We start from the raw sequence: 18,259 nt of genomic DNA, 5'->3' as shown, positions 1-18,259 counted from the left end.
TACGACAAATGATTATTCATATTATACCCTATTTAGCTAGATTTTTCAAGGTCTTTTAAAGATTTTTCTCTTCCTTAAATCCGTTAATTATCAGCATCTTTCTTTGAAAAACTAAGTCCATATTTAGGAAAACGCTTGCCTTAACTATTTCCTCATGCTATACTGTTATTGAAATTAATAGACAGGAGACATTTTATGAAAACAGCTAAAACCACTGTTACAGTCGTTTCTGCACTTGCATCTGTCATCTTATTGACCAGTTGCGCTACAAAATCCACAGAAACACAAACATCCGCTAATAACTCATCTGACAATCAGATTACAATGACTTACGACCAGTTACGGTCTAGAGAAAATACCATGTCAACTCTCTGGTATCAAAAAGCAGCTGAAACAAAAGCTTTGTATCTACAAGGCTATAATGTTGCTACAGATCGTCTAAAGGAATTACTGAAAACAGAATCAGACAAGCCTTATTCGATTGTTTTGGACTTGGATGAAACAGTCTTAGACAACAGTCCTTACCAAGTTCAAAATGTCAAAGATGGAACAGCATTCACACCTGAAAATTGGGATGTTTGGGTCCAAAAAGCTGCAGCTAAAGCCGTCCCAGGTGCTAAAGATTTTCTTCAGTTTGCCGATCAAAATGGTGTCCAAATCTACTATATTTCTGACCGCTCAGTTGACCAAGTAGATGCTACCATTAAAAATCTAGAAAATGAAGGTATCCCTGTACAGGGACGTGACCATCTCATGTTCCTAGAGAGTGGTGTAAAATCTAAAGAAGGTCGTCGCCAAGCTGTTCAAGAAAAAACAAATCTTGTGTTACTATTTGGTGATAACCTTGTAGACTTTGCAGATTTTTCTAAAACTTCTGAAGCTGATCGTGACAAACAACTTGAAGAATTGCAAAAAGAATTTGGCGAAAAATTCATCATCTTCCCAAATCCAATGTATGGATCATGGGAAACAGCAGTTTACGGTGGTAACAAACTAGATGCCAAGGGACAAGTAGAAGAACGCGAAAAAACTTTACAAGGCTTTGACAAATAAAGTAAGCTTGAAACTGAATAAATTTATAAGCACATAAATAGGGACAATGGCTCTTTAACTTACAAAACTCAAAAAAAGCGGACAAGAGAGGATTCTGATAACCAGAAAACTTTCCTGTCCGCTTTTATCATGTGATTCGTATCTTAATGAGCCAACATTTCTTGGGCAATTTCTTGACCAGATAAGCCATCTGGATAATAGGTTGGCCAATTATCCATCTCTTCAAAGAGGGCTTCTTGGCTCGTGCCTCCAAAGAAGATATGGAAATGTCCAGTCTTAACTGGTGCGATATTATGGTCGCTAAACTGAACATACTTAAATTGTCCAGCGTTTTCATCTGTCGTTTCAAAGAGGTAGCGAACACCTCGATTGCCTTTCTTATAAGTCAAGATTTTCTTGCCAACATACTTGTAAGTATATTTCTTACTTTGGTCGCCTTGGATAAATTCCATGGTGTTATCCGTAATGTTAATCTTGGTCACATCTGTTTGATAACCTTTTTGATAGTAAGCTTTATACTCATCCTTGGTCATCTTGCCAGTCAATTTAGCCTTATAGTCAAAGACTTGATCAAGAGTACCATTTTCAAGGAAAGGATAAACAGACTGCCAGTTACCAGTATAGTCACTCAAGGTGCGATCCTTAACATCTGCATCCTCAAAGTAACCATTTTGAACTGTTTTAGTTTCCTCAGCTTTTTCTGGCTCAATTTCTGCCCCTGCCTGGTCAGTTGTTTGCTTGAGGGCCTTGAGATTTTTCTCCATGATAGAGATATAGTTCTCGCCGTCCTTCATATCCTCTTCGGTCAAGCTTTCCAGAGGATTCAGAACGTCTAACTTAACTCCTGTTTCTTTTGAAAGAGTATTAGCTAGAGCTTGTGAGGCATTTTCTTCAAAGTAGATATAAGAGATCTTGTTCTTCTTGATATATTCGGTCAATTCTGCCAAGCGGCTTGCTGAGGGTTCCGCATCTGGCGAAAGCCCAGAGATAGAGACTTGAGTGAGTCCGTAGTCCAAGGCAAGATAACGAAAGGCAGCGTGCTGAGTCACAAAACTCTTTTGTTTAGCGCTAGAAAGTCCTTCAATATAGGCCTTGTCCAGAGCTTGCAATTTCTCGATATAGGCAGCTGCATTTTGCTCAAAGGTTGTTTTTTTATCAGGATAGTCAGCTGATAAACTGTCACGAATGTGCTCTACAAGCTTAATGGCACGCGCAGGAGACAACCAGACGTGAGGATCATACTCGTGATGATGACCTTCTTCACCATGGTCATGGTCCTCCTCTTCTTCACTTCCTGGAAGAAGCAACATATCCCCAGTCGCCTTGATTGTTTTTACTTTTTTCGCATCTAGGGAATCTAACAATTTGGGAACCCAAGTTTCCATGTTTTCGTTCTCATACACAAAGGCGTCGGCGTCTTGGATTTTAGCGACTGCCTTAGGAGATGGTTCATAATCATGTGGTTCTGTCCCTGCCCCAATCAAGAGCTCGACATTGGCTGTATCGCCTGCTACTTGCTCGGTAAATTCGTAGACAGGGTAGAATGTTGTGACGATATTTAATTTCCCATTTGCCTGTTTTTGATTGGAACAAGCCACTAAGAATACCGTCACGAGACTTGCCAAAAGTAGGCCTAGTTTTTTCATTTTTTCTCCTATTTGATAAAACGTTTGAGTAAGCTGACTAACAAGAAGACAACTACAAAGATAAGGGTGATACTTGCACTCGGTGGTGTCTCTGCATAATAGGAAATATAAAGTCCTGCCACCATGCCTAGAAAACCAATAACGCTGGCAAGAATCATCACCGAACTAAAGTTCTTCCCTAAACGCAAAGCGATACTAGCTGGCAAGACCATGATAGTCGATACCAAAAGTGCTCCCGCTGCTGGGATCATGAGGGCAATAGCCACACCCGTTACCATGTTAAAGAGAATAGACATGGTACGCACTGGAAGACCATCTACAAAAGCTGTATCCTCATCAAAAGTTAGAATATACATGGGTCTTAAAAAGAGGAAGGTCAGGATTAAAACAACCGCCGCAATGACAAAGAGCCCAATGACCTGCTCTTGACTAATGGTCACGATAGAACCAAAAAGATACTGATCCAGACTCATCGAACTAGAACTCTTGCCCTTACTCATCACAATAAGTGAAACTGCAAGTCCTGTAGACATGAGAATGGCTGTCCCAATCTCCATAAAGCTCTTATAAACCGTACGCAAGTATTCAAGAAAGACCGCCGCAATCAAGACAATAGCAATAGTTGAGATGGTCGGAGAAATCCCCAAAACCAAGCCAAAGGCAACACCCGAAAGCGAGACGTGACTGAGAGTGTCGCTCATGAGACTTTGACGGCGCAAGATTAGAAAAGTTCCAAGAACTGGTGAAAAGAGACTCATGGCAATAACTGCCAAAAAGGCTCGCTGCATAAAATCATAAGACAGTAGATTAAGCATGGTCCACCTCCTGATCACTTTCATGGACGTTGAAGCAACGCCATGGCGAATCTTGGTCACGAACAAGGTGGATATTACGATCTGCGTAATCCTTGACTTCTTCAGGATCGTGAGTAATCATCAAAACAGCCTTGCCATGATGGTGGGCACTATGGTGCATGAGCTCATAAAATTCATTTTTGGTGCCAGCATCCATCCCTGTCGTTGGTTCATCCAAGATAAAGATATCTGGATCTGAAGCAAACATACGTGCAATGACCGCTCTTTGCTTTTGCCCACCAGAGAGAGAACCAATGCGTTTATCCCGATGTTCCCACATGCCAACTGAGTTTAAACTAGCCTTGATGTGTTCTTCATCATGGGCATTCAAACGACGGAACCAACCTTTTCTTGGGTAGCGACCTGATTTGACAAATTCATAAACGGTACTTGGAAAGCCTGCATTGAAACTAGCAATTTGCTGAGGAAGATAGGCAATTCTTAATTTTTTCCCATGAATATTTGTCTTTGAGATGGTTACTTTCCCAATTCTCGGTTGTAAAATACCTAGACTAGCTTTGATAAGAGTCGTCTTAGCTGCTCCATTTTCTCCTGTCAGTGTGACAAATTCCCCACTATCAACACTGTAATTGATATGCTCAAGAACAGGTTCCTTGTCATAATAGAAGGACAAATCCTCTACTGTGATGTATCTCATTACTTGATTTCTCCTACTAAAGCAGTTAAAAACCGCTGGATAATTTTTTGTTCGTTTGGTGTGAACTGAGTGGCAACCTGCTCATAAGTCGAGAGGGTATGCTCATGATGATGGTGGTGTTCCTCAGCAATTGGTCGTGCCAAGTCTGTCAATTGATAGAAGATAACGCGAGCATCCTTGGGATCCTTAGATGTCTCCAACATCCCCTCCTTGACCAAGGATTTGATAGCCTTGGTAACGGCAGCTTGACTGACATTGAGACGACGCGCTAACTCAGAGTTGGTTAGCGACTCCTCTGATAAAAGCATGAGAATATGCTCCTGGGTATTGGTCAAGGCTACATCACTGGTACAATGACCAATGAGAATTTCATGCTGATTTTCCGCCTTTAAAATAATCTCGTTTAAAAATTGATCGATATCTTTTGCCAACTGTCTCATGATTTGCTCCTTTCTTAGAACGGAATTTCTATAAATACAAGGTTTTCATACTCTTCAAAAATCAAATTCAAACCACGTCAGCTTCGTCTTGGCGTACTCAAGTACAGCCCGCGTCTCGCTTCCTAGTTTGCTCTTTGATTTTTATTGAGTATCACACCATTCCTTTACTAGTTAAGTATATCACATCCAAGTAAGGAGTCAAGAAAAAAGATGAAAACACCTGAGATGTTTTCATCTTTTAGAATTATTTTTCTTGTTTGCGGCTAGTCCAGAGGGCTGTCGCTCCAAGAATCATACCCAATAGCATCATGAAAATAGATTGTTCACTACCTGTATTCGGAAGTAATTTTTCTGATACGACTGTCTTGTTGGCAAATTTATCTGCAACCTTATAATCAACTTTTACAGTTGATGTTTGAGCAGGAGTTGTTCCCTGATTTTTTCCTGATGGAGTTGTTTTTGTTGCTGAGTCCTTCTCAGTTTTAGCTGGAGTTGTCTCTTGAGTTTTTCCTGGCTTAGTTGCATCATTTCCTGAATTAGCCGGAGTTGTTCTCTGATTTTTTCCTGGTTGAGTAGGAATTATTGCTTGATCTTTTTCTGGTTTAGCTGGATCTTGCTCTTTACCTTGATCTTCAGGCAGTTTAAATGTTTTTGAATCCACAGAAATCGTGCGTGAATTTGGATTTACCTTTTCATACTGAGTCAAATCAGCTGTTTTAAGGTAATCTTCAAAGGCAGCATCCATTGAAGGGCCTTCTTCTCTGGCACCACCAAGCATGGTGTAACCGTCACCACCTGCTGCAAGGAAGTCATTGGTTGCTAGGTAGTAGATTTTCGCCAAATCTAGTTTTTCATAAAGACCAGTTGCACGATTCTTCACTTGAATAGCCAAGACGCGTTTACCTGCGACTAGGTTTGTATCGTAGTAGACCTTGGCTCCTGAAATCTGTAAGAATCCACCACTTGGTTCTAGCAATGGTTGACCATTTTCATCCAAGACAGTTTTTCCTGCCTTATCAACCTGCAAGATAGAGCCGAGTGATTTTTCAAACATATCCAGAACTTGCTGACCAGTTACTTGAATTTGTGAGATTGTGTTTCCAAATGGCAAGACTGCAATGACATTTCCTTTTGTAATTGGTTTATCCTTGGCAATTGTTTCACGCAAGCCTCCACCATTTGTCACAGCAATATCTGTTGGATGACTAAATCCTGTTTGACCATACTGGTAGAGAGAATCTGCGACGACATTTCCAAGGTTAGTTTCACGGACACGAACATTTTCACGGACACCGTTCAATTCAACTGGGCTATTTGAAACAACTTCTACAGCATTTTCAGCATCATATTTTTCTTTGATTTCTTTGACCATGGCTGCAATCTTTGGATTGGCTTCTAATTTCTTAGCATCTGCAGCAGGTACCTGGCTTGGATTTCCCAATAATTGTCGAGATTTGTAAGTGATTTTTCCGACATTATGGAGATAGCTTCCTGTCTGGTTGTAGGTCACATTGTTCCCATAGGTAGTCGATTCTACTGTATGAGAGTGACCGTCAATCACTGTAACACGCTTACCTTTCAAAAGAGGATTTTTTGAAAGTGCTTCTGCAAGTGTTGAACCACGCCATTCTACAGGTGTTGTTGTATCGACTCCCAAGTGAGCGAGAACAACATAGTGTTTGTAGTCTTTGCCTTCTGCCAAGGCTTTAGCTTGAATTTCTTCGATAACCTTGTTAACCTCTGCAATAGGTTCTGTAAAGGTTACGCCTTTAACATTTTTAGGGTGGGTCTTAGTAGCTGTTTCAGGTGTTGTCACACCGATGACGACAAACTCATCACCTTCAACATTCTTGTTCTTATCAACAATTGTTGCTGCTTCAAATAGACGAGCTCTATTTACATAAGTATTTGAGCTAAGCAGTGGGAAGTTCAAGATTTCTTTGTATTTTTTAGCTTCGTCAAGTCCAAAGTCAAACTCATGATTTCCTACAGCCATAGCATCGTAGCCCATCTCATTTAGGATTTTGGCACGAGCTTCACCCTTTGTAGAGTTTGAAATAGGCAGACCTTGGAAGGCATCACCTGCATCCACTACTAGAGTCGTTTGGTTGCCCTTTTCTCGCTCCTTCTCAATAACTGTCGCAAGTTTGGCATCTCCGATTACTACTTTTTCTTCTACGATACGACCATGCACGTCATTGGTGTGCAAGATAACAGTATCTTGTTCTTCTTTTTGAGGTGTAGCTTCTTCAGCTGGCGTTGCTGGACTTGTAATAACCTCAGGAGTCGCTACTACTGGTGCTTCTGCAGCGCTCACAACTTCTGTAACTTCTGAAGAACTAGTATTTTCTTCAGCATAGACTTGTCCAGCTAAAAAGGCTGGAGCTAATAGGGCTGTCGATAGGACACGTTTATTCATTTTGAAATCCATTTCTTTTCTTTCTTTTGCCATTATACGCTATTTATCATGATTTTATAGTAGATTGAATTAAGATGTGAACAAAGAGATTAGGAAAGTCAACTTAATTTCTAGAAGTTCTTTTAGAATCCGTAGTGTACTATTCTAGATTCAACCAACTATAATAAAGAATTCCTAAAATCAAAATTTTTTGTCCCGACCTCTTTAATTATCCCCAAAAGCTATCTTCTTTAGCTTGATCTGAAGAGAAGAGCCAAACTTCTTTGATTTTTCCGTCTTCAATACGGAAGAGGTCAATTCCGTTCATATTGAGTTCAGTACCATCAGCCCGTGTTCCAAGAAAAGTAACATTAGCTGCGACAAAATCCTTATTATCAGAAACCCAATTTGTTATCACCTTAAAGGTTCCATTAGTTTTCTCAGCAAATGTAGCTAGGTGAGGTCCTAGTTGGTCCTTACCAACAACTGTACCAGATATACTATGAGTACCAGGTTGATTCCAGACAATATCGTCTGCCATCGTTTCAAAGACACCAGGAAAGTCCCCAGCAATTAAAGCTTGGTTATAAGTATTGAAAATTTCTAAGTTTGTTGACATATATATTCTCCATTTCTTTTTTATGATATAATTGTAACAGTTACAAACAAAAAAACAAGTAGACACTTTTTTGATAGCTAGTATGAAAAGTAGTACTTTTATTGATACTAAAAGATAAATTTTTTAAAAAAATAGAAAGAAGATATTTTATGACAAATAAAGTGAGTGAGTATGGTATTTGTCCATTTGCGACAACGCAGAGGGTTTTAACAGGGAAATGGGCACTGGTAATCATTTATCAGTTGAGTACGGGTACTAAACGATTTAAAGAATTGCAGAGATTATTGCCTGGGATTACTCAAACTATTTTGACACGTCATCTCCGTCAATTAGAAAAGGATAAGATTGTTCAACGAAAGGTCTATGCGGAAGTTCCCCCACGAGTTGAGTACAGCTTAACCGAAATGGGGCAGGAATTCAAAGTTGTTTTAGATGCTGTCGAGAAATGGGGTCTAGATTATATCAAGTTGCTAGAAATGTAGAGGTATTGACCATGTATCAAAAGTTACTTAGAAAAATAGCAGAAGAAAAACCGAGCTATCGTCAAGAAGAAATCCTGTGGTTGCTTGAGCACTTAGGGGATACTAGTCCAGAGATTCGCGATGAATTGGTTTTTACTAGTCTGGCTAGGGGGATTCAAGAAGAGTTATTTACCAAGGAGCAATTTCAGTTGATTGCTGCTATGATTGTTTCTGATGGTGGCCTAGATAAAGAGATTGATAAGGCAGGAGCTTCAACGCTTGAACGTTCTTTTAGGGCCCTTATTTATGCCAATCTCTTATCTGCCGATGGCAATGAACAGTCTCTTTTTTATCAAGTGCTTAAAACTGATATCAGAAATACGATGCTCGATCAAGGTTTGCACTACCTTGAAAAAGAAGAGGATACGACAGGTTTTTCAAGTCAATATGGTTGGGTGCATGCTTTTGCTCATGGAGCTGATCTTTTGACTGAAGTTGTTTGTCATCCAGACTTTCCTAAAAACAGAGTTCATGAAGTATTTGACATACTTGGCCAACTATTTAAAAGAATTTCGATTCGATTTATAGATGATGAGGAATGGCACTTAGCCAGAGTGCTTTACGAACCTATTTTGCAAGGAAAGGTGGAGCAAGCGACACTGGCTTCTTGGATAAAGTCACTTGATTTCCCGATAGAAGAGAGGGAAGATTTTTATAAATTTTCCAATTTCAGATCCTGTCTCTTAGAAGTCTATGTTCAACTTGACCAGAGAAATAGTTTACAAGATGACTTGAAAGAAGCTATTCAATCTTTCCAATATTAGATTTTGATTATTAAATGTGAAAACTTACACAATATTTCCAAGCACATTTCTTAAAACCCTTTCCTTCTTCTGATAGACTAATACATAGTTTGAAAAAAGGAGATTTAACATGAAAAAATTTGTTGCTGAATTAATCGGTACTTTTATGCTTGTGTTCATCGGAACAGGAGCTGTTGTTTTTGGAAATGGTCTTGATGGCCTTGGTCACCTTGGAATCGCCTTTGCCTTCGGTTTGGCCATCGTGGTGGCTGCTTACTCAATCGGAACTGTTTCAGGTGCTCACTTGAACCCAGCGGTTTCGATTGCTATGTTTGTAAACAAACGTTTGTCATCTTCAGAACTTGTAAACTACATCCTTGGACAAGTAGTTGGAGCTTTCCTTGCGTCAGCTGCTGTATTCTTCCTTTTGTCTAACTCAGGAATGTCAACTGCTAGCCTTGGTGAAAACGCCTTGGCAAACGGTGTCACTGTCTTTGGTGGTTTCTTGTTTGAAGTTATCGCAACTTTCTTGTTTGTCTTGGTTATCATGACCGTGACTTCAGAAAGTAAGGGAAATGGAGCGATTGCTGGTTTGGTAATTGGTTTGTCCTTGATGGTCATGATCCTTGTTGGCTTGAACATTACTGGCCTTTCAGTAAACCCAGCTCGTAGCTTGGCACCAGCTGTCTTTGTAGGTGGCGCAGCTCTTCAACAAGTATGGATTTTTATCTTTGCACCAATCGTTGGTGGTATTCTTGCAGCACTGGTTGCAAAAAATTTCCTTGAAACAGAAGAATAATTGAAACTCAAAAAGCCTTGCTCCTCGTTTTGAGGAACAGGGCTTTTTCTTATCTGTTTATACTCAATGAAAATCAAAGAGCAAACTAATAAACTATCCGCAGGTTGCTCAATATATTACTTTGAGGTTGTGGATAGAACTGACGAAGTCAGTAACCATACCTACGGCAAGGCGACGTTGACGAAGTTTGAAGAGATTTTCGAAGAGTATTATCGGTTGTCAATTTTCTCTGGATAAAGGTCGTGTTGGAAGAGGCGTTGTTCTGCCAAGCCTTCATACTTGGTTCCAGGTCTACCGTAGTTGTAGTAAGGGTCGATTGAAATGCCACCGCGAGGTGTAAATTTTCCCCAGACTTCTAAATAGCGAGGGTCTAGCAAGTTGACCAAGTCTTTCCCGATAGTGTTGATACAGTTTTCATGAAAATCCCCATGGTTTCGGTAGCTAAAGAGGTAGAGTTTGAGGGATTTTGACTCGACACAGAGCTTGTCAGGAATGTAGGAAATATAGATAGTTGCAAAGTCTGGCTGAGCAGTGATTGGGCAAAGTGAGGTAAATTCAGGACAGTTAAATTTGATGAAATAGTCATTTTCCACATGACGATTGTCAAAGGATTCCAGGACTTCTGGTTGATATTCGAAAATGTAGTTGGTTTCTTTGTTGCCTAGTAGGCTTAGATTTTTCATTTCTTCTTGTTGTGACATAATTTTTTCTTTCTAATTTAAACACCACGTTGGTTGTCGTAGAGGAGGGTATGGAGTTGTGGAAGGACGCGAACATTGCCCCAGCTATCATCAGCAGCGACACGCTCCCAGAGTTCTTTGAGGCGGTCTAGTTGGTCTTGGACAATATTGCCTGTAGCCTTGGGCTCAGGATTTCCAGCTGATAAGAAGAGAACATCTGGTTGGTAGCGTTCTTGAATGCCTTTGGCAAAGGCTAGGTCTGCATCATCAAAGACAGGGATTTTAAAGGTGACCTTGTCTGGATCTAGTTGAGAAACGATAAAGTCCAAGGTCTCAAAGTTGACTTCCATCTTGGATGAAGGAGGCTTGGGACTCAGAGTCACCTGGTCGATGTCTTTTAACCAATGTTGCCAGCGGGAGCCTTGGGTTTCAACAGCCAGAGTAACACCACGTTCCTTGAGCTTGGTGACGAGTTCGGCCATGTTGGCTGCTAGGATAGCAGGATTTCCCCCAGACAAGGTTACATAGTCGTAGCTTCCTAGTTTGTCTAACTCAGCGATCACTTCATCAGCTGTCATGCGAGTAGGCTTCTCAGAACCATCCCAAGTAAAGGCAGAATCGCACCAATCGCAGTGGTAGTCGCAACCAGCAGTGCGGACAAACATGGTTTTCTGGCCAATAGCACGACCTTCACCTTGAAAGGTTGGGCCAAAAATTTCCAGAACTGGTAGTTTGAAGACACGTTCCCTAGTCATCTAACCACTCCCGTCTAAACTCCGCAAAGGCAGTCGGAGTCTCATAGAGACGAACATATTCCAAACGGAGACCGCGCTCGTCTGGCAACTCTTGGCTCATGGTTTGGAAAATCCAGTAAACCATATTTTCAGCAGTCGTATTCATGTAGGGCAGGGTTTCATTGAGATAGCGATGATCCAAGCGGGGTTCTAAGTAGTCCTTGTAGATTTGTTTGATATCCCCAAAATCGTAGGTCATGCCACGTTTATCTAAAAATCCACTGACAGCGATCTGCAGATGATAGGTATGGCCGTGCAGGGATTTGCATTTCCCCTCATAGTGAAAGAGGTGGTGGGCAGCATCAAAGGTAAATTCTTTTGAGACTAAGGTTCTGTGAGGATTGTAGACAAGGGACTCCCCAGTTTCTCGTTTGATTTCTTTGGGGGCAAAAAACATCAGGCCTCTCCTTTCTGAGAGAGATAAACCTCTAAACCATGTTGGCGTAGATGGCAGGCAGGACAATCTCCACAACCAGTACCAGTAATCCCATTGTAGCAGGTCAAGGTCTTTTCACGAACATAGTCAAAGGCACCGAGTTGGTCGGCTAATTCCCAAGTTTCAGCCTTGTCTAGCCACATGAGAGGCGTTTGGATCACAAAGTCGTAATCCATAGCAAGGTTGAGGGTCACATTGAGCGATTTGACAAAGACATCACGACAGTCAGGATAACCTGAGAAGTCTGTTTCACATACTCCTGTCACAATATCCGTAATTCCACGCTGCTTGGCAAGGACTGCAGCAAAGGACAGAAAGAGGTGATTGCGACCGTCAACGAAGGTATTAGGCACCTCTCCTTCTTTTTGCTCAATTTCTAGATCTGAAGTCAAGGCATTTTCAGTGATTTGTCCTAGCAGAGACATATCTAGGATATGATGACGAATTCCTTGTTCCTCAGCGATTTCTCTGGCAACTTGAATTTCGAGATGGTGGCGTTGGCCATAGGCAAAGGTAACGGCTTCGACCTTTTCATAGTGTTGCTTGGCCCAGAAAAGGCAGGTTGTTGAATCTTGACCACCACTAAAGACGACCAAGGCTGATTGACGTTTCATAGTACTCCTTCCAAAATGGGAAATGTTCAGAGCACGCAAAAAGCTCCCATGGGGGAGCTAAAAAATACCAAGTATAGTTTTTTTTTAGCGATGGCATGTCCCAAACATCGTGATATTCTAGTTACAGTTTAGCATATTTTTTGAAAAATGGCAAAGGGCAAGAAAAAAGAGACCAAATGAATGCACTTGGTCTCTCCTTTTATTAGCTTAATTCAGCAACGATTGCTTTGATTTGTTCTGCAGTGTGAACACCAGCAACTTGTTTCACCACTTGTCCATCTTTTTTGAAAAGAAGAGTAGGGATAGACATGATACCAAATGAACGAGCTGTGTTTGGATTTTCATCAACGTCCATTTTAACGATTTTCAAGACATCTTCTGAAAGTTCTTCAGATAATTTGTCCAAGATTGGACCTTGCATACGACATGGACCACACCAAGTTGCCCAGAAGTCTACCAAGACCAATCCGTCTTTAGTTTCTTGTTCAAATGTTGCGTCTGTAATTGCTTTTGCCATAGTATTTCTCCTTTTTAGTTATATTGGCTTAAATCTTGTTTCATGAGATAGAAGAAAACATCTCCATAAGTCCCATGGTAGTCCAAATCATGCCCCTTGTAGGTTACTTTTTGGACGGGGTAGTAGTCTGCGACACCAATTAGGCAGGCCTGTTGAGAACGTTCAAATTCTTCGTATGACTCGAAGGTCATGGTTCTCTCTTGCTTGCTGGCGTCAAGATAAGTGATTTCAATCATAGGATTCTCCTTTGCTAAATCATGTTTTCATTTTACTCCTTGAAAAAAGGAATGTCAAGAAAAATGATTGCGCACGCAAGTTTTTTAAAAAAATGTTAGGCTAACCAGTTTGATTTTGTTGCTAAACTTTCTTCAACAGCTGTTTGTAAATAAGCCAAGGTAGTCTGTCCTTCGCTTGTCAGGCAGATAAAACTAGCTCGCTTATCCTGGTCGCAGCATCTCCGACTAAGTAAACCGCAGTTTTTTGCTTCTAAGCGAGCCACCATCCGTGAAACAGCACTAGGGCTCAGGTGGAGTTTGTCTGGCAAGTCGATTTGTCGTAGGGATTTGCCTTCAGCCTGATTTAGAAAGTGCAAGAGGTAAAATTCCTTGAGTGTCAAGGTTTGTTCACTCTGCTCAGCGATGGTCTCTTCTAAAATAGCTTCTAGCTCTACTTGCCTACGGTTGAAGTCAAACCATTTTTCTAAGTAAGTCATGTCCATCTCCTTTCCCTCTATAATAGTGTAATCATACTAGTGCATCTATGATGCTTGCGCACGCAATTAGTATACACCTTTTTGGCTTGGATAGCAAGAAGGATGTTTCTTATATATTTCCTTGAAATTTTCTGAAAAAAGAGTAAACTGGTATGCAGAAAGTCTATTTGTGGAGTTTACAATGAAGTTATATGTTCAGTTAATGATTCTCTTTGTGATTTCTTTAATCGGTGAAGGAATCTCCAGTTTTTTTCATTTGCCCATTCCTGGAAGTATCATCGGCTTGATTATTCTGTTTCTAGCCTTGCAGTTCAAGTGGCTGCGAATCCGCCATGTCAACATGGTGGGGAACTTTTTGCTGGCCAACATGACCATCCTCTTTCTACCTCCTGCGGTTGGAATTATGGAAATGTTTGATGTGATTGCTCCCTATCTTCTGCCCATTGTTTTGATTGTCTTTTTTGCAGCAGTAATCAATATCATCTTGATTGCGCTTGTGGTTCAATTTATCAAAAAACGCTATGAAGGTGACTACGAAGAAAGAGGTGCTAAATGAGCGAATTTGTATCCAATCCCCTATTTGGGATTGCCTTGTCCATCTTAGCCTATCTTGGGGGAATGATGATTTTCAGACGCTATCCTCATCCCTTAACGACTCCCTTGTTGCTGTCAGCTATTTTTATAATTATCTTTCTAAAGGTGACTGGCATTTCCTACCAAGATTACTACCAAGGTGGGGTTTATCTTAACAATTTGATTGTTCCTTCAACAGTGGCTCTAGGAATTCCCCTCTATAAGAGTTTCCACTTGATGAAGCATCATGCTCGCAGTATTTTCTTTGGTAGTCTGCTGGCGGTAGTGGTCAATACCTCTTTCACAGCCCTTGTGGCCAAAATCTTTGGTATGGACTTTTTTCTAGCTATTTCCCTCTTTCCTAAGTCAGTGACAACAGCTATGGCAGTAGGGATTACAGAAAAGTTGCAGGGCTTGACTACTGTGACTCTAGTAGTTGTAGTAGCGACGGGGATTTTGACCAGTGTAATCGGACCAACACTTCTAAAATGGCTAAAAATAGACGATCCAGTAGCGGTTGGTTTGTCCCTGGGTGGAACAGGTCACGCTGTTGGAACTGGAACGGCCTTTCGCTATGGACCAGTTGCAGGTGCTATGGGAGGATTAGCTATCGGTGTTACAGGTGTTCTCTATGTATTTGTCAGTCCTATTGTAGCTAATTTGATCTTGAGTTAAAAAAATTAACGGCAAAATTTCGAAATTTTAAAAATTTTTCAAAAAAATACTTGACAATCTACATGAGAAGATATACAATGAAACCAAAGAAAACGGATACAAAATAATTTTTGCTTAACAGTATATGAGATTCTTCTTTTCTATAAAAGAATTATACGTATAATAAATTTTTTAAAATTAAAAAAGGAGGGGAAAGCGATGCTTAATTTGACTGATGTTATCAAAGTTGTAAAAAAAGGTCACCTAGCCTCAGTGCGGCAGCATCCAGATAAATGCCCAGGGCGTTATCGTTAGATTGCCTTGAGTTGCTTATGTAAAAGCGATATTTTATCACTTTACTATTATAATGATGAGGCTGAGGGGTAACCCTCAGCCTTTTTAAAGTGGGAGATAAGTTATGGAAACAATTTATTCTTTTTCTACAAATGATGTAGTTTATTTAAAAAATTTATATACAGGATCTATTTGTGAAATTGATGAGGAACTATTCAAGAAGTTATCTTTAAAAGAATTTCCTTATTTGATAAGTGAGATTGATAAACAAGTGCCCTTTATTCACTCTAAACGAATAGTAGAGGGAGATGAATTATCACTATATATAGTTACAACTATGTCGTGTAACTTGACTTGCTCTTATTGTTTTGAGAATGATAAGGATAGGAAACCGTCCTTAAGTAGTGAGTATGACGGTAAAAAGATTGTGAATTTTATATTAGATGAACTCAATTTTAAGAAGTATAAATCTCTGGATATCTGTTTTACTGGTGGTGAACCATTATATAACTTTCAGTTTATAAGAAATTTATGTGAAACTTTAGATGAGAAACTCCCTATTCCTATTTCGTATACTTTGATTACAAATGGAACGATATTCACAAATAAAATAATGTCTTTTCTTGACTGTCATAATTTCGCTATTCAAGTTTCTTTTGATGGTGATGAGCACTATCATAACCTAGAAAGATGCAATCGATTAGGGAAAGGAACTTATCATAGAATCATAAATAACTTGTCAGTTATGTTGGAAAAGTATAAAAATTTATCCATTCAGGCTAGAGTTAACATATCTAAAAGAAATTATATATCTATCCCGAAATTACTTTTAGATTTAAAAAAGTATACAGAATTTGAAAATTTTAATCTTTATTTTGATTTTGTAGCTGTACCTAACGATTCAATTCTATATATTGATAGTGAAACTAAAAAGAAGATTTGTCTAGATTTATTGCTGTTTTTATCAAAGGAAAATATACCGTATTATCATGATTTAAAAATAGGAGGGTACTGTATGTTCAAAAATCAAGATTCTCTTACAATTCATGCCAACGGTACCTTATATAAATGCTATTCATTAGTAGGGAATGAAAACTATCAGTTGGGAAGTATTGGTCAGGCTACTAACGAATTAACAGGTCTGGGAAGCATGTGCCCATATAAAGATTGTGCTTATTATGAATTTTGTTATGGAGGTTGCCCATTTAATACATTTGTAAATAATGGGAAGATGGAACGTGATTGTCAGTTTGACTATTTAGAGTGGTTTCACAAGATTGTATTTTTAGATGAATTAGGATTATTGACAAAGGAGGATGTTGAAGGGGCTATTCAACATATATCTGTTCATAAAATATATGTGGATAAAAATGTTACTATGGAGGCATGCAGATGAAAAGATTGTTATCCTATAACAATAAAGTGCTATTTCTAAAAAGCTTTATTTTGAATGCCCTTGTTACTATACTAACTGTAGCTATTCCTTATATTAGTAAGTTATTTGTTGACCATATTCTATCTCATAAAGTTCATGCTATGATTGTTTATGGGGTGCTTTATGTAGGAATTTCTCTGTTTATTCAAGTTTTATATTATTTTTGTGATGTGATTCAAGGAGAATCAGAATCGCATGTTTGGCAGAATATTTGCCAAAAAACTGCTGAAAATATCCAGCTCTATGATATGGTAGAGACAGAATTGTCTGAAGCTACCATTACACAAGAATTAGGGCAGACTTATGAGCTGTTAAAACGATTTTTTAACGAATATCCTGTTGCTCTTCTCCTGTACTTGATACGAGCGCTTGTTATTATAGGGATTTTATGGAGTATTTCTCCTACTATTGCTGTGATGATAGGTATTTTGATACCTGTATTTATATTTATTTCACAGAAATATAGTGTACGACTATCTAGGCTTGGATCTGATACAGTGAATTGTATGAAGGATATACGCGATTATCTAGTGGATAGCTATAAACTCATGCCTAGTATGCGATTTTCAGCTCATTCTAGCTTGATTGATTTCTCTCCCTTGGTGAAAAAATATATTTCATGTAAAAATAAGGAAGTGAGAATGACTTCTTTATTTGAAAATTTTCTTTCCTATGCATTTTTGAATTTTATGATTATGATGACGACGATTATATCAGGTTATCAAACTTATAAAGGTTGGATTACGATTGGTGATCTAATGGCTATCCAACTATATATTTCACAATTTTGGACACCTATTGAATACTTCCTTGATGTTTATAAGGAGTATTCAGGAAGTAAGCAAATTATCGAAAATTTTATCAATTTTTTAGAACCTGTTCAGATTTCGTATGAGTCTACTCCAATTTTAGAGATAGTCTTAGAAAAGTATGTTAGCCTGGGGAGAGATGGTGAAGAACTGCATAAGCCATTAACAACTCGTTTAGAAAAAGGGCATATTTATCGTATTGTTGGAGAAAATGGTGTGGGTAAGACGCGATTGATTTTAGCGATAGTAGGCTACAGCATGAATTATCATGGTGAGATTTACTTACCTAATTATAGAAAGAATTCGAATTTTTCGTACTGCCCTGCAGAACCTGTTGCGAGTCGATTTTATAAAAATGAATTGAGTCAAGGTGCATCTATGGGACAACTAAAATTGTTGCAGTTGCAAGAAGCAGTAGCGGTGGAGAAAGATGTTTATATTTTTGATGAGCCAAGTAATTTTTTAGATTCACAAAACAAGAAAAAAGTAGTGCAAATCCTGTCCGACTTGTTATCAAAAGAAAAGTTAGTGATTTTGATTAGTCATGATGATGATTTAGTTGATTTTCCAACAGAAGTTATTACTCTTCAATCATGTGATAGTGAGTAAGGAAAATTAGAACTTTATTGAGTTTAAGAAATATAGTGCATTGACCCTAGAATAGTATGCTATGGATTCTAAAACATTTCTAGAAATTAATTTGACTTTCCTAATCTCTTTGTTCATATCTTATTTTCAATCCACTATAGATTAGCAAGAAGAGACTGGGTAAAAAGTTTTTAAAATCAGAAAAACGCATAATATCGGTGTGCAAAAAGTTGACATTATGCGTTTTATTGTGGGAAGATTTACTTATTTTTTCCTAATACTCTTCGAAAATCTCTTCAAACCACGTCAGCGTCGCCTTACCGTAGGTATGGTTACTGACTTCGTCAGTTCTATCCACAACCTCAAAACACTGTTTTGAGGTTGTGGATAGCTTCCTAGTTTGCTCTTTGATTTTCATTGAG

At 39.0% G+C, this 18,259-nt stretch carries 21 protein-coding genes; 8 read left to right on the top strand and 13 right to left on the bottom strand.

The window, feature by feature from the left end; genetic code table 11:
* Positions 1 to 195 precede the first annotated feature (195 nt).
* Entirely contained in the window at positions 196 to 1,053 is an 858-nt protein-coding gene (locus tag HMPREF2837_RS04015) for a 5'-nucleotidase, lipoprotein e(P4) family (protein WP_049548543.1), read from the top strand.
* A 143-nt stretch (positions 1,054 to 1,196) separates the two neighbouring features.
* Here the strand turns inward: HMPREF2837_RS04015 and HMPREF2837_RS04010 are convergent, their stop codons facing one another.
* The 6 genes from HMPREF2837_RS04010 to HMPREF2837_RS03985 form a co-directional block, all read right to left on the bottom strand.
* Positions 1,197 to 2,699: a zinc ABC transporter substrate-binding protein AdcA gene (locus HMPREF2837_RS04010; protein ID WP_049548544.1), complete on the bottom strand. Its 1,503-nt coding sequence runs from the start codon at positions 2,697 to 2,699 to the stop codon at positions 1,197 to 1,199.
* Between the two features lie 8 nt (positions 2,700 to 2,707).
* A complete protein-coding gene (locus HMPREF2837_RS04005) occupies positions 2,708 to 3,514 on the bottom strand; it encodes a metal ABC transporter permease (protein WP_049548545.1) in 807 nt (268 codons plus the stop codon).
* Positions 3,507 to 4,211, bottom strand: a complete 705-nt coding sequence (locus HMPREF2837_RS04000) for a metal ABC transporter ATP-binding protein (protein ID WP_049548546.1) — start codon at positions 4,209 to 4,211, stop codon at positions 3,507 to 3,509. The genes HMPREF2837_RS04005 and HMPREF2837_RS04000 overlap by 8 nt, the downstream gene beginning before the upstream one ends.
* The gene (gene adcR, locus HMPREF2837_RS03995; RefSeq protein WP_049548547.1) at positions 4,211 to 4,651 is read right to left on the bottom strand and encodes a zinc-dependent transcriptional regulator AdcR; all 441 of its coding nucleotides are present in this window, start codon (positions 4,649 to 4,651) and stop codon (positions 4,211 to 4,213) included. The genes HMPREF2837_RS04000 and adcR overlap by 1 nt, the downstream gene beginning before the upstream one ends.
* 244 nt (positions 4,652 to 4,895) lie before the next feature.
* Positions 4,896 to 7,070 (bottom strand): cell surface ecto-5'-nucleotidase Nt5e, encoded by a 2,175-nt coding sequence (gene nt5e, locus HMPREF2837_RS03990; protein WP_049548551.1) that lies wholly within the window; start codon positions 7,068 to 7,070, stop codon positions 4,896 to 4,898.
* Positions 7,071 to 7,278: 208 nt separating this feature from the next.
* Positions 7,279 to 7,668, bottom strand: coding sequence for a nuclear transport factor 2 family protein (locus tag HMPREF2837_RS03985; RefSeq protein WP_049548518.1), 390 nt, complete (start codon positions 7,666 to 7,668; stop codon positions 7,279 to 7,281).
* Between the two features lie 149 nt (positions 7,669 to 7,817).
* Here HMPREF2837_RS03985 and HMPREF2837_RS03980 point away from each other — a divergent pair, with 149 nt between their 5' ends.
* From HMPREF2837_RS03980 to HMPREF2837_RS03970, 3 genes are all read left to right on the top strand, one after another.
* Positions 7,818 to 8,150, top strand: coding sequence for a winged helix-turn-helix transcriptional regulator (locus HMPREF2837_RS03980; protein WP_049548517.1), 333 nt, complete (start codon positions 7,818 to 7,820; stop codon positions 8,148 to 8,150).
* A gap of 11 nt (positions 8,151 to 8,161) precedes the next feature.
* Positions 8,162 to 8,953: a DUF2785 domain-containing protein gene (locus HMPREF2837_RS03975; RefSeq protein WP_049548516.1), complete on the top strand. Its 792-nt coding sequence runs from the start codon at positions 8,162 to 8,164 to the stop codon at positions 8,951 to 8,953.
* A gap of 109 nt (positions 8,954 to 9,062) precedes the next feature.
* On the top strand, positions 9,063 to 9,731 hold the full coding sequence (locus HMPREF2837_RS03970) for an MIP/aquaporin family protein (protein ID WP_049548515.1): 669 nt from the start codon (positions 9,063 to 9,065) through the stop codon (positions 9,729 to 9,731).
* A gap of 209 nt (positions 9,732 to 9,940) precedes the next feature.
* Here the strand turns inward: HMPREF2837_RS03970 and queF are convergent, their stop codons facing one another.
* The 7 genes from queF to HMPREF2837_RS03935 all read right to left on the bottom strand — a co-directional run bounded on the left by queF (position 9,941) and on the right by HMPREF2837_RS03935 (position 13,484).
* A complete protein-coding gene (queF, locus tag HMPREF2837_RS03965) occupies positions 9,941 to 10,432 on the bottom strand; it encodes a preQ(1) synthase (protein WP_000082589.1) in 492 nt (163 codons plus the stop codon).
* A gap of 17 nt (positions 10,433 to 10,449) precedes the next feature.
* Complete coding sequence (gene queE, locus HMPREF2837_RS03960; protein WP_049548514.1) at positions 10,450 to 11,166, bottom strand: 7-carboxy-7-deazaguanine synthase QueE; 717 nt, start codon at positions 11,164 to 11,166, stop codon at positions 10,450 to 10,452.
* Positions 11,159 to 11,602 carry a 6-carboxytetrahydropterin synthase QueD gene (gene queD, locus HMPREF2837_RS03955; RefSeq protein ID WP_049548513.1) on the bottom strand — a complete coding sequence of 148 codons (444 nt, stop codon included), beginning with the start codon at positions 11,600 to 11,602 and terminating at the stop codon, positions 11,159 to 11,161. Before queD ends, queE begins: the two co-directional genes overlap by 8 nt.
* A complete protein-coding gene (gene queC, locus HMPREF2837_RS03950) occupies positions 11,602 to 12,255 on the bottom strand; it encodes a 7-cyano-7-deazaguanine synthase QueC (protein ID WP_075230668.1) in 654 nt (217 codons plus the stop codon). The genes queD and queC overlap by 1 nt, the downstream gene beginning before the upstream one ends.
* A gap of 202 nt (positions 12,256 to 12,457) precedes the next feature.
* Positions 12,458 to 12,772, bottom strand: a complete 315-nt coding sequence (gene trxA, locus HMPREF2837_RS03945) for a thioredoxin (RefSeq protein WP_001029584.1) — start codon at positions 12,770 to 12,772, stop codon at positions 12,458 to 12,460.
* Between the two features lie 14 nt (positions 12,773 to 12,786).
* Positions 12,787 to 13,008, bottom strand: a complete 222-nt coding sequence (locus HMPREF2837_RS03940) for a DUF4649 family protein (RefSeq protein WP_000570260.1) — start codon at positions 13,006 to 13,008, stop codon at positions 12,787 to 12,789.
* Between the two features lie 95 nt (positions 13,009 to 13,103).
* Complete coding sequence (locus HMPREF2837_RS03935) at positions 13,104 to 13,484, bottom strand: MarR family winged helix-turn-helix transcriptional regulator (protein ID WP_045762814.1); 381 nt, start codon at positions 13,482 to 13,484, stop codon at positions 13,104 to 13,106.
* Between the two features lie 181 nt (positions 13,485 to 13,665).
* Here HMPREF2837_RS03935 and HMPREF2837_RS03930 point away from each other — a divergent pair, with 181 nt between their 5' ends.
* The 4 genes from HMPREF2837_RS03930 to HMPREF2837_RS03915 all read left to right on the top strand — a co-directional run bounded on the left by HMPREF2837_RS03930 (position 13,666) and on the right by HMPREF2837_RS03915 (position 17,858).
* Positions 13,666 to 14,040, top strand: coding sequence for a CidA/LrgA family protein (locus tag HMPREF2837_RS03930; RefSeq protein WP_075230667.1), 375 nt, complete (start codon positions 13,666 to 13,668; stop codon positions 14,038 to 14,040).
* Positions 14,037 to 14,732: an LrgB family protein gene (locus HMPREF2837_RS03925; RefSeq protein WP_075230666.1), complete on the top strand. Its 696-nt coding sequence runs from the start codon at positions 14,037 to 14,039 to the stop codon at positions 14,730 to 14,732. Before HMPREF2837_RS03930 ends, HMPREF2837_RS03925 begins: the two co-directional genes overlap by 4 nt.
* A 397-nt stretch (positions 14,733 to 15,129) precedes the next feature.
* Positions 15,130 to 16,401 (top strand): radical SAM/SPASM domain-containing protein, encoded by a 1,272-nt coding sequence (locus HMPREF2837_RS03920; protein WP_239665526.1) that lies wholly within the window; start codon positions 15,130 to 15,132, stop codon positions 16,399 to 16,401.
* A complete protein-coding gene (locus HMPREF2837_RS03915; protein ID WP_049548509.1) occupies positions 16,398 to 17,858 on the top strand; it encodes an ABC transporter ATP-binding protein in 1,461 nt (486 codons plus the stop codon). Before HMPREF2837_RS03920 ends, HMPREF2837_RS03915 begins: the two co-directional genes overlap by 4 nt.
* Positions 17,859 to 18,259 lie beyond the last annotated feature (401 nt).

It is taken from the genome of Streptococcus sp. HMSC071D03, assembly GCF_001812125.1.
GTDB classification, from domain to species: domain Bacteria; phylum Bacillota; class Bacilli; order Lactobacillales; family Streptococcaceae; genus Streptococcus; species Streptococcus pseudopneumoniae_N.
The sequence above is the reverse complement of the archived record's forward strand: the minus strand, read 5'-3'. Positions and strand labels throughout refer to the sequence as shown.